The sequence below is a fragment of the Halomonas sp. C10-5 genome, from assembly GCF_057169305.1.
Genome location: NZ_CP175665.1, coordinates 3,185,341 through 3,198,666, shown reverse-complemented (window position 1 = coordinate 3,198,666; position 13,326 = coordinate 3,185,341). Strand labels below are relative to the sequence as shown.

Here is a 13,326-nt window from a genome sequence, read left to right as displayed (position 1 = left end):
CACGGGCTCGGGCGCCAGGCGGAACATGCGCAATGAGCCACCTCAATGTCTGGAGATTCTCGATCGCCACATTCGGTCGAAGCACTCACTACCAAGCCCTTGGGGTGGCTAGAGCGTGGCTGGATCGTGGCTGGATCGTGGCTAGAGTGTGGCTAGAGCGTGGCTAGAGCGTGGCTAGAGCGTGGCTAGAGCATGGATAGAGCGTGACTGGAGCGTGACTGGAGCGTGGCTAGAGCCTGACCCCATCGAGATTTCCACTGTACTATCACCCTAGAGGGGTAGGCGTGCCCAGATGGGTTTCCCAATGCGCTGCATATCTCGTGGTATGGTATGTATATGCGAAGAAAGGGGCGAGCCAATGAGTGGTACAGACCTTGAGGAAGTCCTGTGGGGCTTGGTTCATGCAGGGGGCACGGTCACTCCCCCGGAGCATCTGGGATTCTCGAGAGTAAGGTTGGCCTTGCATGGCTATGAGAAGGAGTTAATGGAATCGGTGAGGGTGAATGGCGCCAGAAGAACAGCGCTTGAGCTGACCAAGGCTGGCTTAAAAATTTCTAAGGACACAATTAGGAAGCTCTGCAAAGAGATTGAAGAAGAGGGGCGCATATATCTTCCTCCTCACTTGTCCAGGGAACTGGATGCCCCGCAGGGTGACAATCCGGACTTTTTTGGTGGTGTTAGTTATGATGGCCATAATGAAGAGGGAGTAGGCAGGGGTTCCATAAATAACGCCCCTGTAAAGAAGCAGGATGGAGGTTCGATTTCAGGAAGTGGTGAAAAAAATGCTGGTGGTAGTTTTGGCTGCGAGTTAGATAGCCATAAGCGACTTTCTGATGTCGGTAGCGAGAAAATGACCCCAGAGCGACAGCGTGAAATTATTGCCAGAAAGCTGAAAGAGCAGAGAGATGAATTGTAATGAATGTTATTCTGAGAAGCCCCTGTCCGCATAGGTGAGTGCAAGCAGGGACTTTTCTGGTTTATCTTGCTATACAGACTATCGCGCCACATTTTTCCTCGCAAACGTAAGTGACGCTTTTGGGGGTGTGGTGAATGATTTTTAATAAATGGAAATCAAGGTTCTTTGCGTAGTCCGTCTAGGTAGTTAGCCCATGATTGAAGCATTTCGCGGCGCTGCTCCAAATACTGTGTCCGATTATAGGCTCGACCATTTGTGTCTCTCACTGTGTGTGCAAGCTGTTGTTCAATGTAATTCTCTGGGTAGCCGAGTCTCTCCGCAAGGATGGTTCTAGCCATTGCGCGAAAGCCATGAACTGTCATTTTATTCTTGAAACCCATTCGGTCAAGAGCGGCTTTCAATGCCACATTACTCATTGGCCTCTTGTTGCTGCGTACACCGGGGAAGACGAACTCTGACCTGCCTGTAAGACCATAGAGATCGCTCAGGATTTCCACGGCCTGCGTGGGTAGAGGCACGATCAGTGGTTCATCAGTTTTGCTGGCTACGAAGGACCATGTCGCATCCTCAAGGTCAATATCAGCCCACCTCGCATGGCGGAGCTCGCCGGGGCGCGTGAAAACGAGCGGGGCAAGTTTCAAGGCGGCAATGGTGACGGGCAGGCCGCCATAGCCATCAATAGCACGGAGCAGCTCGGCCACCTCTTTGGGATCGGTCAGGGCAGGGTGGTTCTTGGTCTTGCTGGGCCGCAGGGCGCCGCGCAGATCCGGGGTCGGATCACGTTCGGCGCGCCCGGTCGATATCCCGTAGCGGAAGACCTGGCCGCAAAGCGTCTTGACTCGGTGGGCGGTCTCAACATGGCCGCGTTCCTCGATGCGGCGCAGGCAGGTCAGCAGTTCAGCAGCGGTGATCTCGGAAAGCGGTCTTTTGCCGAGGACTGGAAAGGCGTCGCGCTCGAGTCGTCGGCGGTTACGCTGGTAGTGATCCGGTACGACGTCATGCTGGTGGACCCGCTCCAGCCATTCCTGTGCCACCAGCTGGAAAGTGTTGGCTGCTACTTGTTGTCCTAGCTGGCGCTCGAGGCGCTTGGCCATGCTGGGGTCTACGCCCTCGGCTAGCTGTTCCTTGGCCTTGTCACGCGCTTTTCGCGCGTCTGCCAGCGTTACGTCCGGGTAGGTGCCGATCGCGAGTAGCTTTTCCTTGCCAGCGTGGCGGTACTTCAATCGCCAGTACCTGCTGCCCGTCGGTCGGATCTCAAGATAGAGCCCTCCGCCATCGGCCATCCTGATGGTCTTGTCCTTGGGCTTCGCCGTCTTCACGGCAGTGGCTGAGAGCTTGTTGATCTGACGGCTCATGGGGGTACCTCGCAGCGAGCTTGGCAGGTACCCCCACCTCGGGCCGCATTGCGACGGCTGGGTGGGTCAGAAGCCCCGGCTGATGCGGTCTGCGGGGAGTTGGGGGTACCAGATTCTGGTTTCGACGATGTACCCCCAGATGTACCCCCATCGTTGGGGGTATGTCAAAGGATGACCTGGGAACTCCTGAAACAAGAAAGGGGCCCGGAGGCCCCTGTTCATGCGGTTTCTGGCGTTTCTTGGTAACTCCTGAAACCTGTGGTTGGTGGAGGCGGCGGGAATTGAACCCGCGTCCGCCAGCACGCGCCCATTGGCTCTACATGCTTAGATTCCGTTTTTTGATTTAACGTCTCTGACTCCAACGGTCAGGATCCAGCGACGCGATTCCTCTTAAGTTTAACGACCGGCATGAGGACGCTACCGATCGCGATCCCATCATTCTTGGCTCGTATCCCCTCCGTGATGAATGGGCACATCACTTCGGGGCCGGGCTAGAAGCTAGCGGCTATTAAGCTGCCAGCGCGCCCTGAGCGTAGTTGTCGTCGTTTGCGACTATTTAGTCGTGATGTTGGATTTACGAGATACATCACGCTCTCGGCATGCACCGCAGGGGTTGTCACCGGCGTCGAAACCATGTCGCCCCCTCAATTGGCATCCTAACAGGATGTCCGAGCTTATGACAGATCAGCCACGGTTTTGTTCCCGCATGATGCGTCCCTTCTGACGCTGCCAGTCGCGATCCTTCTCGGTGGCGCGCTTGTCGTGCAGCTTCTTGCCGGTCACCAGCGCCATTTCGCACTTCACCCGGTTGCCCTTCCAGTAGAGCTTGAGCGGCACGCAGGTGTGCCCCTTGTCCTGGGTGCGCGAGAAGATCCTGGCGATCTCCTTCCTGTGCAGCAGCAGCTTGCGGGTGCGCGTGGGGTCGGCCACCTCGTGGGTGCTGGCGGTGTTGAGCGGCAGGATATGGCTGCCCAGCAGCCATGCCTCGCCGTTCTTGACCAGGATATAGGTGTCGGTCAGCTGGGCCTTGCCCGCACGCAGGCTCTTGACCTCCCAGCCAGCCAGCACCAGGCCGGCCTCGAAGGTCTCTTCGATGTGGTATTCGAAGCGCGCCTTCTTGTTCAAGGCGATGACGTTGCTGCCTGGGCCCTTGCCCTTGGCTTTCTTGTTGGCCATGAAACCTCGTATCGTGTCCTTGCCCGTGGCGGCTCCCTCCGAGATGGGGGGAAGCGTGGTACCATTCAAGGCCTGAAATGACGGCCCATGATACGCCCTGGGCACCGTGAAGTCAGCGAGGAGCGCAATGCCAACGGTCAACCGAACCGCCATGGTGCGGCATACACCCCAGGAGATGTTCGATCTGGTCAACGATTTCGAACGCTATCCGGAGTTCCTGCCGGGCTGCCGCCGCGCCCGCCTGGTGGAGCGCGACGAGTCGCACCTGATCGGCGAGATGACCCTGGGGCGGGCCGGCATCGAGCAGAGCATCATGACCCGCAACGACCTGATCGAACCCGAGCGCATCGAGATGTCGCTGGTCAGCGGCCCCTTCAAGCGCCTGCGCGGCCGCTGGCTGTTCACGGCGATGGGCGAGGATGCCTGCAAGGTGAGCCTGGAGATGGAGTTCGAGTTCGCCAATCGCCTGCTCGGCATGGCCTTCGGCAAGCTCTTCCAGCAGGTCGCCGGGCAGCTGGTCGACTCCTTCACGCGCCGCGCCAACGATCTCTACGGGAACTGAGGGATGGCCGAGATCGCGATCGAGGTGGCCTTTGCGCTCCCGGAAAAGCAGCGCATCATCAGCCTGCGGGTGCCGCTGGGCACCACCGCCCGCGAGGCCGTGGTGCTCGCCGATCTGCCGTCACACTTCCCCGAGCTGCCCGCCGATGCCTTCAGCGACCCCGACCTTGGCCTGTTCGGCAAGCGCCTTCGCGAGCCGGGGACCCATCGCCTGCGCGCGGGTGACCGGGTCGAGGTCTACCGCGGGTTGATCATCGATCCCAAGGCGGCGCGTCTGGCGCGGGCCGGCACCAGACGCTGACGCCCCGCCGGGCAGGAGCGCGGCGGGGCGTCGGATTGGCCGTGCGAGCGGGTATCAGCGCTGGTCGGCGGGTGCCGCGTTGGGCGTCACCTGAGGGGTAGCGGTGCCGCCTTCCGGCAGCGGACCGCCTTCGCTCTGTTGCATCTCGATCGCCTCGTCGAGGTCGCCCTCGCGCTGGATATCCACCAGGCGGTTGCCGTCGAAGGTCAGGGTCACGCGGCGGCGTTCGATGTCCTCGTAGGCCTTGTCCAGATAGAAGACGTAGTCCCACTGGCTGGCGTCGAAGGGCGCCTCCAGCAGCGGGCTGCCCATCACATAGACGACGTCGTCGCGAGTCATGCCCGTCCGCAGCTGCTCGACCATCTCGGCGGTCACCAGGTTGCCCTGGGGGATGTCGCGCTTGTAGACGCCGAAGTAGCTGCAGCCGCTGGCCATCAGCAGGGCGGCGGTAAGGGTGACGATTCTGGTCAACTTTTGCATTTGCGCCTGTTCTTCACTATCGTGGTTTCGGTCGATCATACCCGACCCTACCTGATACTGCGAAGAGCAACCATGGCCGACCAGAACCATGAATTACGCAAGGCCGGTCTGAAGGTGACCCTGCCCCGCGTGAAGATCCTGCAGATCCTGGAAAACGCCCAGGGCGAGCATCACATGAGCGCCGAGGATGTCTACAAGACGCTGCTCGATGCCGGCGAGGATGTGGGCCTGGCTACCGTCTACCGCGTGCTGACCCAGTTCGAGACCGCCGGCCTGGTGGTGCGTCACAACTTCGACGGCGGCCACGCCGTGTTCGAGATCTCCCAGGAGGAGCACCACGACCATATGGTGTGCCTGGAGAGCGGCGAGATCGTCGAGTTCTTCGACGAGGTGATCGAGCGTCGCCAGCAGGAGATCGCCGAGGAGCATGGCTACGAGCTCGTCGACCACGCCCTGGTGCTCTATGTGCGCCCGCGTGGTTCCAGCGTGACCCGCCAGGACGGCCCGCCGCGCAAGTAGCCGGCAGCGCCAGCCAGCAGCACGACGGCCCCGATCATCGATCGGGGCCGTCGTCGTTTGGGGCATCGTATGGGGCGATGGCAGGCCCTAGTGGTGGGGACGCTGGCTGGCGTCGAGCATCTCCCGCGCATGGGCGAGGGTGCGGTCGGAGAGATTGACCCCGCCCAGCATGCGCGCCAGCTCGCCCACGCGGCCGGCCTCGTCGAGCAGCGCCATGCGGGTCAGTGTGGTATCGCCCTCGGCCTGCTTCTCGATATGCAGGTGGCGGTGGGCCTGGGCCGCCACCTGGGGCAGGTGGGTCACGGTCATCACCTGGCCCTGCTCGCCGAGCCGACGCAGCAGCTGACCGACGATCTCGGCGGTGGCGCCGGAGACCCCCACGTCGACCTCGTCGAATACCAGGCTGGGAATGGTGGAGTGGCGGGCCGCCACGACCTGAATCGCCAGGCTGATGCGTGACAGCTCGCCGCCCGAGGCGACCTTTGCCAGTGGGCGTGCTGGCTGGCCGGGGTTGGCACTGATCAGGAAGCGCACCGCGTCGAGCCCCTCGGCGGCGGGCGCCTCGCGCTCGCTGACTTCCACTTCGAAGCGCGCCTTGCCCATGGCCAGGAAGGCGAGCTGCTCCTGCACCGCCTCGCCGAAGCGGCCGGCGGCCTGGCGGCGGGCTTCGCCCACCTCGCGGGCCAGGCGCTTCCACGCCTCGCGCAGCGCCTCGACCTCGGCAGATAGGGCGTCCAGGTCCTGGTCGCCCTCTTCCAGTGTCGCCAGTTCGGCCTGCAGGCGCTGATGCAGGGTCGGCAGCTCCTCGGGCATCACGTGGTGCTTGCGCGCCAGGCGGTGTACGTCGCCCAGGCGCTCGTCCACCCAGGCCAGGCGTTCCGGGTCGAGCTCGGTGTCCGCGGCGAGGTGGGAGAGCTCCCGGGCCGCCTCCTCGACCTGGATGCGCGCCTCGCCGAGCATGCCCAGCGTCTCGCCCAGGCGACCTCGCTCGCAGCCGGGCAGCGCCTCGAGGCGGCCGATCGCCTGGGTGAGCAGGCTGATGGCGCCACCCTCGTCATTGTCACAGCACTCGCTGGCGAACTGCGTCTCGCGCAGGCGCTCCTCGGCGTGGGCCAGCTCCTCCTGCTCCTCCTCCAGGGCCTTCAGCTCACCCTCGGCGAGCCCCAGCTGGTCGAGCTCCTCCACCTGGTAGCGCACCAGCTGGCGGCGGGCGTTCAGCTCGTCGCCATCCTCGGCCAGGCGCTTGAGCCGGCGGCGAGCGGCCTGCCAGGCGCGGAAGGTCTCGGCCATCTCGGCCACCGCCTCGCGGTGACCGGCGAAGTCGTCGAGCAGCCGCAGATGGGTCTCCTCGCGCAACAGCTGCTGGTGGGCGTGCTGGCCATGCACCTCGATCAGGTGCTCGCCCAGGGCGCGCAGGTCGGCCACGGTGGCCGGCTGGCCATTGATCCACGCCTTGGAGCGTCCGCTGGCACTGACCACCCGCCGCAGCAGGCAGTCGTCGGCGGGCAGCTCCCGGGCGGCCAGCCAGGCACGAGCCTGGGGCAGGTCGGCGATATCGAAGCGAGCGGAGAGGTCGGCACGATCGCGGCCGTGGCGCACGCTGGCGGCATCGGCGCGCTCACCCAGGCACAGGCCCAGGGCACCGAGCAGGATCGACTTGCCGGCGCCGGTCTCGCCGGTGATGGCGGTCATGCCGCCGGCAAGTTCCAGCTCGAGATGGTCGACGATGGCGAAGTCGCGAATGGCAAGTTCCGTGAGCATGTTGCCTCCCCGGTCGGGCCTGTTATCGGGCACCTGTTCATTCATACATGATGTGAGTGTTTATACAGTAGTCCAGGATTTCCGACAATGCACGGCCGACTCGTCTCGCCCGATGCCTTGAGTTCCGCGGCGACGTCCCCATATAGCGGGCATAACCGTTTCACGTCCACATTGATCATCTTGCATCGGCGGCCCCTGGCCGCCGCATCTGAATTTCACAGAAGAGCTTCAGGAGAGACCCATGGCCAAAGATCCCCAGACCCCGCTGGACGAGGAGCTCAAGCGCCAGGAGGAAGAAGCGGAGCCCCAGGCCGAGCCGCAGCCCGTGGAGGGTGAGCTGGAGGAGGTTGCCGAGGCCGCCGATCAGGCGGAGCAGGCCGCAGCGTCCGGCGACAATCCCGAGGCCGAGGTGCTGGCCGCCCGCGTCGAGGAGCTCGAGCAGAGCGTGGCCGAGGCTAAGGACCAGGCGCTGCGCGCCGCCGCCGAGGCACAGAACGTGCGCCGCCGCGCCGAGCAGGAGGCCGAGAAGGCCCGCAAGTTCGCGCTGGAGAAGTTCGTCAAGGAGCTGCTGCCGGTGGTCGACAGCCTGGAGAAGGCGCTCGAGGCGATGTCAGATGAGGCCAGCGAGGCCCACCTGGAGGGGGTCTCCATGACCCTCAAGATGCAGCTCGACGTGCTCGGCAAGTTCGGCGTCGAGGTGGTGGACCCCGCCGGCGAGCCCTTCGACCCGCAGTACCACGAGGCCATGGCCATGGTGCCCAACCCTGAACTCGACCCCAACAGCGTGATGGAGGTGGTTCAGAAGGGCTACCTGCTCAACGGCCGCCTGGTGCGCCCGGCCATGGTGGTGGTCAGCCAGGCCGCCGGCTGAACGGCAACAATTCCGGGGCGCGGGGCTTGAAATGCTTCCCGCGGCCCCCAGATAGATGGCAACTCCGCGGCGAAAGCCGCTGAACACGACTCCTGAATACATCACACGACTTCGAGGATTTCCTATGGGACGCATCATCGGAATTGACCTTGGCACCACCAACTCCTGCGTGGCCGTGCTCGACGGCGACAGCGCCAAGGTGATCGAGAACGCCGAGGGTACCCGCACTACACCCTCCATCATCGCCTACACCGAGGACGGTGAGACCCTGGTGGGCCAGGCGGCCAAGCGCCAGGCGGTCACCAACCCCGAGAACACCTTGTACGCCATCAAGCGTCTGATCGGTCGTCGCTTCAAGGACGACGTGGTCCAGAAGGACATCAAGATGGTGCCCTACACCATCACCGAGGCAGACAATGGTGACGCCTGGGTCGAGGTGAAGGGCAAGAAGCTGGCCCCCCCCCAGGTCAGCGCCGAAGTGCTGAAGAAGATGAAGAAGACCGCGGAAGACTACCTGGGTGAGGAAGTCACCGAGGCGGTCATCACCGTGCCGGCCTACTTCAACGACAGTCAGCGCCAGGCGACCAAGGACGCGGGCCGCATCGCCGGCCTCGAGGTCAAGCGCATCATCAACGAGCCCACCGCGGCGGCGCTGGCCTACGGCATGGACAAGTCGCGCGGCGACAAGACCATCGCGGTCTATGACCTTGGCGGCGGCACCTTCGACATCTCCATCATTGAGGTGGCCGACGTCGACGGCGAGACCCAGTTCGAGGTGCTGGCCACCAACGGCGACACCTTCCTGGGCGGCGAGGACTTCGACCTGGCGCTGATCAACTACCTGGTCGACCAGTTCAAGAGCGACAGCGGCATCGACCTCTCCGGCGACAACCTGGCCATGCAGCGCCTCAAGGAAGCCGCCGAGAAGGCCAAGATTGAGCTCTCCAGCGCCCAGCAGACCGACGTCAACCTGCCGTACATCACGGCGGACAACACCGGTCCCAAGCACCTCAACGTCAAGGTGACCCGCGCCAAGCTGGAGTCGCTGGTCGAGGAGCTGGTCAAGCGCTCCCTCGAGCCGTGCAAGACCGCGCTCAAGGATGCCGGCCTCTCCGCCTCCGAGATCGATGACGTTATCCTGGTCGGCGGTCAGACCCGCATGCCCATGGTGCAGAAGTCCGTGGCCGACTTCTTCGGCAAGGACGCCCGCAAGGACGTCAACCCGGATGAAGCCGTGGCCGTGGGCGCCGCCATCCAGGGTGGCGTGCTGGGCGGTGACGTCAAGGACGTGCTGCTGCTCGACGTCACCCCGCTGACCCTGGGCATCGAGACCCTGGGCGGCGTGATGACCCCGCTGATCGAGAAGAACACCACCATCCCGACCAAGAAGACCCAGACCTTCTCGACCGCGGATGACAACCAGACCGCCGTGACCATCCACGTGCTGCAGGGTGAGCGCAAGCAGGCGGGCGGTAACAAGTCGCTGGGCCGCTTCGACCTGGCCGATATCCCGCCGGCACCGCGCGGCGTGCCGCAGATCGAGGTTGCCTTCGACCTGGACGCCAACGGTATCCTCAACGTGTCTGCCAAGGACAAGGCCACCGGCAAGGAGCAGTCCATCGTCATCAAGGCCTCCAGCGGCCTTTCCGACGACGAGATCGAGCAGATGGTCCGCGACGCCGAGGCCCACGCCGACGAGGACAAGAAGTTCGAGGAGCTGGTCCAGCTGCGCAACCAGGCCGACGGCATGGTCCACGCCGCACGCAAGACCGTGGAAGAGGCCGGCGAGCACGCCAGCGACGAGGAGAAGGAAGCCATCGAGAGCGCCGCCAAGGAGCTCGAGGAGGCGATCAAGGGGGATGACAAGGACGACATCCAGGCCAAGCTCGACAAGCTGACCGAGGCCTCCGGCAACCTGGCGCAGAAGATGTATGCCGCCCAGGCCGAGGCCGGCCAGCAGGCTGGCGGCGAAGCCGGCGACGCCGGTACCAAGCCGGAAGATGACGTGGTCGACGCCGAGTACGAAGAAGTCAACGACGACCAGAAGAAGCAGTAAACCACGCATCTGAACTACGCATCTAAGCCATGGATGACACCAGCGCGGGGGCCTGACTCCCGCGTTGGTGTTTCCGAGGGACCGCGACGGAGGCGGACAGACCCATGTCCAAACGCGACTATTACGAGGTACTGGGCGTAGAGCGCGGTGCCGATACCAAAGACATCAAGAAGGCCTACCGCCGGCTCGCCCAGAAGTTTCACCCCGACCGTAACCCGGATGACGAAAGTGCGGCGGAGAAGTTTCGCGAGGTCTCCGAGGCCTACGAGGTACTCAGCGACAGCGAGAAGCGCGCCGCCTACGACCAGTTCGGCCATGCCGGCGTGGATGGCCAGGCCGGCGGCTTCGGCGGTGGTGGCTTCGGTGGCGCCGGGGCCGGTGGCTTCAGCGATATCTTCGGCGATGTGTTCGGCGATATCTTCGGCGGCGGCGGTGGCCGGCGGCATCCCAACGCCCCGGCCCGGGGCAGTGACCTGCGCTACAACCTCGAGCTCGACCTCGAGGACGCCGTGGCCGGCACCAGCGTGGATATCCGCGTTCCGCGCCACGTGGAGTGCGAGCGCTGCGACGGCGACGGCGCCGAGCCGGGCTCCAGCAAGGAGACCTGCCCGACCTGTGGCGGTCATGGCCAGGTGCGCATGCAGCAGGGCTTCTTCGCCGTGCAGCAGACCTGCCCGACCTGCCATGGCTCCGGCCAGCACATCAAGGTGCCGTGCCACAAGTGCCACGGCGAGGGCCGGGTACGCGAGACCCGCACCCTGTCGGTGAAGATCCCCGCTGGCGTGGATACCGGCGACCGCATTCGCCTCAATGGCGAGGGCGAGGCCGGCATCAACGGTGGCCCGCCGGGAGACCTCTACGTTCAGGTGCACCTCAAGCCGCACCCGATCTTCCAGCGCGACGGCCGCCACCTGCAGTGCGAGGTGCCGATCAACTTCGTCGATGCAGCGCTGGGTGGCGAACTGGAAGTGCCGACCCTGGGCGGCCGGGTCAAGCTGAAGATCCCGCCCGAGACCCAGACCGGCAAGCTCTTCCGCCTGCGTGGCAAGGGCGTCAAGCCGGTGCGCGGCGGCGCCCCGGGCGACCTGATCTGCAAGGTGGTGGTCGAGACCCCGGTGAAGCTCAAGGAGGAGCAGAAGGAGCTGCTGCGCCAGTTCCAGGAGAGCCTGGGCGGCACCAACAGCGCCCACCACTCGCCCAAGAAGAGCGGCTTCTTCGACGGCGTGAAGAAGTTCTTCGAGGACATGAAGCCCTGACGCTATCACCCCAGCGGCTCGCTCCTCGAGGCGTTTCAGGAGACCCCGGCATCGCGAGATGCCGGGGTCTCGTGTATGGGGCTCAGCGCTGCAGGTGTGCCAGGCGCCAGGCCAGTGCCTCTCGATCGGACTGCCAGTGCGGATCGCGGGGCAGCACCAGCGGCTGTTCGTCGAGTTCGCACAGCCAGCGGCTGTCGGGCACCAGTGCATCCACCGTGGGGCTGACGTGCCTACAATCTGCCGCGAGCTGCGGCTCACATCATGTTATTACACGACTAGACTCGCGCTCACCTTCGGAGCGAAACGTGAGTGTTGCAGCCAACGGTGCTCAGGAATGTGGCGGGCATTGGAGAAGATGTCCGGCCCCCCGCTCGTAGTACTCAGCTGGCTAGTCCCTGCCATTCCGCCAGCTGCTGGTTGGCCTTGAGCCGCTGACGCTGCAGCAGCACGCTGTCGAATAGCTGAGTCAGGTCCGCACCGCTGGGCAGGAGCGGCAGAGAAGCCTGCGCTTCGTCGCGGAACTGGCTGGCGAGGGTAGGTTCTGCGTCCAGGATCTCCCACCAGGCCAGGATGTCCTGCCTGGCATGCTCCATTAGTGCGGCAGCGGGCAGGCGGTCGGACTTAGCGGCATTGGCCCGCTCGGTGGCCGGTAGCAGGTTCCAGAGGTCGTTGTTCTGCCAGCGTGACCATGGAAAGCAGTGGTCCACCGCGTAGGCTCGCTTGTGCAGGTCCTGTTGCGACCACACGCAGTGCAGCGGTGCCGGTGTGGACAGGTGCTTGGCGATCAGATGGCGAACCTGCTGGGTTTCACGCCGGCTTTCCGGCCAGGTGAGTGCTCGATGCAGCAGGCCAACATCAGCTTGGGGGTTGTAGCCCTGCATCAGCTGCATCCACTCATGCGTGATCGCGGGCTCCAGCCAGCAGGCATAGCGGCTCATGCAGTCCCACAGCGCCGTGGGCACCCGGTACTCGCCGAACGCGGCCAGCATTTGGGTATCCAGCCGGACGGGCCGGCCGTTGACCCTCATTCCCCGGCGCTCACCGGCAAAGACGGGCTCGGCACTCCCTGGCCAGGTGGTGTAGCGCGTGGGCATGTGCACGATAGTCTGGCAGGCATCACGAATGGCCCGTAGTACGGTGGCGGCGATGTCGGAGTCTGACAGCGGACTGCCGATGCGCATGTCCCCGGGTGCCAGCTGTGCCAGGCGGTGAAAATCCTCCTTGGCAAACCCGTAGCCACGCGAACCGGGTGACTGACGCAGGTGATGATCCAGCAGCAGCGGTCGGTAGAGGTGTAGCCAGTACAGACCTACCGCACCTAGGGGTAGTATCACCCAGTCATCGTCGCGTCGTGAGACGATGCCCGGTGCGGTATCGGCCAGACGTACCAGGGTACGCAGCAGGGCCAGCTTGTAGGTGGAAGACTTGTCGTCGTTGACGATGATATGGCGCAGCACTGGCAGTGCTCCGGTGCCGTCATCGGGCAGGCGATAGACACGCAGCTGCCAGTCCACGCTGCGTCGGCCCAGCTGGTCATCACTGCGTGACGCGGCAAGCGGAAGGAGGGCGAGGTCTTGAGCCCAGCGATCCAGGGAGGCCAGGCTGACCTCGAAGAACTGACGCTCATCGCCGCTCTTCCCCTGACGGGCCGAGATCACCAGTATGCCTCCCGGAGCCAACAGCATGGTCAGCACGCGCAGGGCACGTTGCTGCTCCTCGGGGCGCAGGTGCATCCACACTGCCGAGATCAGGATAAGCGAGTAGCGCTGGGAGAGGGCGCGCAGCTTGGCCAGACTGGGAAGTCGATCATCTAGCCAGGTGACGTCGTGGCCTGCTGTGTGGGCGCGGCCGAGCTGACGAAGGTTGTCGGCAGGCTCCACCGCGACGACTTGCCACCCACGCTCGGCCAGAGCCCGGGCGTCACGTCCGCTGCCGGCACCGACGTCTAACGCCAGGCCGGACTGCTCCGGCATCAACGACAGCCAGTCGTGGTGCACCTGCTCGAAGTCGACCGACTGGTACTGATCGAAGAACCGCCTGGCGTGCTCATGGTAGGGCCGTTCGCTGGACATCC

At 64.1% G+C, this 13,326-nt stretch carries 12 protein-coding genes and 1 other RNA gene; 7 read left to right on the top strand and 6 right to left on the bottom strand.

Annotated features, from left to right (window positions below; genetic code table 11):
• Nucleotides 1-358: 358 nt before the first annotated feature.
• Nucleotides 359-916, top strand: a complete 558-nt coding sequence (locus tag ACJ7IV_RS14985) for a hypothetical protein (protein WP_483865044.1) — start codon at nucleotides 359-361, stop codon at nucleotides 914-916.
• 155 nt (nucleotides 917-1,071) lie between these two features.
• Here ACJ7IV_RS14985 and ACJ7IV_RS14980 read toward each other — a convergent pair whose 3' ends face one another.
• The 3 genes from ACJ7IV_RS14980 to smpB form a co-directional block, all read right to left on the bottom strand.
• Nucleotides 1,072-2,271, bottom strand: a complete 1,200-nt coding sequence (locus ACJ7IV_RS14980; RefSeq protein ID WP_483865043.1) for a tyrosine-type recombinase/integrase — start codon at nucleotides 2,269-2,271, stop codon at nucleotides 1,072-1,074.
• 263 nt (nucleotides 2,272-2,534) lie between these two features.
• Nucleotides 2,535-2,915, bottom strand: a transfer-messenger RNA (tmRNA) gene (ssrA, locus tag ACJ7IV_RS14975).
• Between the two features lie 40 nt (nucleotides 2,916-2,955).
• A complete protein-coding gene (smpB, locus tag ACJ7IV_RS14970; protein ID WP_483865042.1) occupies nucleotides 2,956-3,447 on the bottom strand; it encodes an SsrA-binding protein SmpB in 492 nt (163 codons plus the stop codon).
• Nucleotides 3,448-3,574: 127 nt separating this feature from the next.
• On the opposite strand from smpB, the gene ACJ7IV_RS14965 reads away from it, so the two are divergent.
• On the top strand, nucleotides 3,575-4,009 hold the full coding sequence (locus ACJ7IV_RS14965; RefSeq protein ID WP_161430113.1) for a type II toxin-antitoxin system RatA family toxin: 435 nt from the start codon (nucleotides 3,575-3,577) through the stop codon (nucleotides 4,007-4,009).
• Between the two features lie 3 nt (nucleotides 4,010-4,012).
• Nucleotides 4,013-4,309: an RnfH family protein gene (locus ACJ7IV_RS14960; protein ID WP_483865041.1), complete on the top strand. Its 297-nt coding sequence runs from the start codon at nucleotides 4,013-4,015 to the stop codon at nucleotides 4,307-4,309.
• 54 nt (nucleotides 4,310-4,363) lie between these two features.
• Here ACJ7IV_RS14960 and ACJ7IV_RS14955 read toward each other — a convergent pair whose 3' ends face one another.
• Nucleotides 4,364-4,789: an outer membrane protein assembly factor BamE gene (locus tag ACJ7IV_RS14955; protein ID WP_483865040.1), complete on the bottom strand. Its 426-nt coding sequence runs from the start codon at nucleotides 4,787-4,789 to the stop codon at nucleotides 4,364-4,366.
• Nucleotides 4,790-4,861: 72 nt separating this feature from the next.
• Between ACJ7IV_RS14955 and fur the strand changes: the two genes are divergently transcribed.
• On the top strand, nucleotides 4,862-5,308 hold the full coding sequence (gene fur, locus ACJ7IV_RS14950) for a ferric iron uptake transcriptional regulator (protein WP_161430116.1): 447 nt from the start codon (nucleotides 4,862-4,864) through the stop codon (nucleotides 5,306-5,308).
• An 87-nt stretch (nucleotides 5,309-5,395) separates the two neighbouring features.
• Here the strand turns inward: fur and recN are convergent, their stop codons facing one another.
• Nucleotides 5,396-7,069, bottom strand: a complete 1,674-nt coding sequence (gene recN, locus ACJ7IV_RS14945; RefSeq protein WP_483865039.1) for a DNA repair protein RecN — start codon at nucleotides 7,067-7,069, stop codon at nucleotides 5,396-5,398.
• A gap of 241 nt (nucleotides 7,070-7,310) precedes the next feature.
• Here recN and grpE point away from each other — a divergent pair, with 241 nt between their 5' ends.
• The 3 genes from grpE to dnaJ all read left to right on the top strand — a co-directional run bounded on the left by grpE (nucleotide 7,311) and on the right by dnaJ (nucleotide 11,252).
• A complete protein-coding gene (gene grpE / locus ACJ7IV_RS14940) occupies nucleotides 7,311-7,940 on the top strand; it encodes a nucleotide exchange factor GrpE (protein ID WP_161430118.1) in 630 nt (209 codons plus the stop codon).
• Nucleotides 7,941-8,064: 124 nt separating this feature from the next.
• A complete protein-coding gene (dnaK, locus tag ACJ7IV_RS14935; protein ID WP_213312206.1) occupies nucleotides 8,065-9,996 on the top strand; it encodes a molecular chaperone DnaK in 1,932 nt (643 codons plus the stop codon).
• A gap of 104 nt (nucleotides 9,997-10,100) precedes the next feature.
• Entirely contained in the window at nucleotides 10,101-11,252 is a 1,152-nt protein-coding gene (gene dnaJ, locus ACJ7IV_RS14930) for a molecular chaperone DnaJ (RefSeq protein ID WP_213312207.1), read from the top strand.
• Between the two features lie 380 nt (nucleotides 11,253-11,632).
• Here dnaJ and ACJ7IV_RS14925 read toward each other — a convergent pair whose 3' ends face one another.
• Nucleotides 11,633-13,324, bottom strand: a complete 1,692-nt coding sequence (locus ACJ7IV_RS14925; RefSeq protein ID WP_483865038.1) for a methyltransferase domain-containing protein — start codon at nucleotides 13,322-13,324, stop codon at nucleotides 11,633-11,635.
• Nucleotides 13,325-13,326: the final 2 nt, after the last annotated feature.

What these genes read in the sequence shown, in the direction of transcription:
- ACJ7IV_RS14985 (WP_483865044.1), top strand. Translation starts at nt 359, where the DNA reads ATGAGTGGTACAGACCTTGAGGAAGTCCTGTGGGGCTTGGTTCATGCA.
- ACJ7IV_RS14980 (WP_483865043.1), bottom strand. Translation starts at nt 2,271, where the DNA reads ATGAGCCGTCAGATCAACAAGCTCTCAGCCACTGCCGTGAAGACGGCG.
- smpB (WP_483865042.1), bottom strand. Translation starts at nt 3,447, where the DNA reads ATGGCCAACAAGAAAGCCAAGGGCAAGGGCCCAGGCAGCAACGTCATC.
- ACJ7IV_RS14965 (WP_161430113.1), top strand. Translation starts at nt 3,575, where the DNA reads ATGCCAACGGTCAACCGAACCGCCATGGTGCGGCATACACCCCAGGAG.
- ACJ7IV_RS14960 (WP_483865041.1), top strand. Translation starts at nt 4,013, where the DNA reads ATGGCCGAGATCGCGATCGAGGTGGCCTTTGCGCTCCCGGAAAAGCAG.
- ACJ7IV_RS14955 (WP_483865040.1), bottom strand. Translation starts at nt 4,789, where the DNA reads ATGCAAAAGTTGACCAGAATCGTCACCCTTACCGCCGCCCTGCTGATG.
- fur (WP_161430116.1), top strand. Translation starts at nt 4,862, where the DNA reads ATGGCCGACCAGAACCATGAATTACGCAAGGCCGGTCTGAAGGTGACC.
- recN (WP_483865039.1), bottom strand. Translation starts at nt 7,069, where the DNA reads ATGCTCACGGAACTTGCCATTCGCGACTTCGCCATCGTCGACCATCTC.
- grpE (WP_161430118.1), top strand. Translation starts at nt 7,311, where the DNA reads ATGGCCAAAGATCCCCAGACCCCGCTGGACGAGGAGCTCAAGCGCCAG.
- dnaK (WP_213312206.1), top strand. Translation starts at nt 8,065, where the DNA reads ATGGGACGCATCATCGGAATTGACCTTGGCACCACCAACTCCTGCGTG.
- dnaJ (WP_213312207.1), top strand. Translation starts at nt 10,101, where the DNA reads ATGTCCAAACGCGACTATTACGAGGTACTGGGCGTAGAGCGCGGTGCC.
- ACJ7IV_RS14925 (WP_483865038.1), bottom strand. Translation starts at nt 13,324, where the DNA reads ATGTCCAGCGAACGGCCCTACCATGAGCACGCCAGGCGGTTCTTCGAT.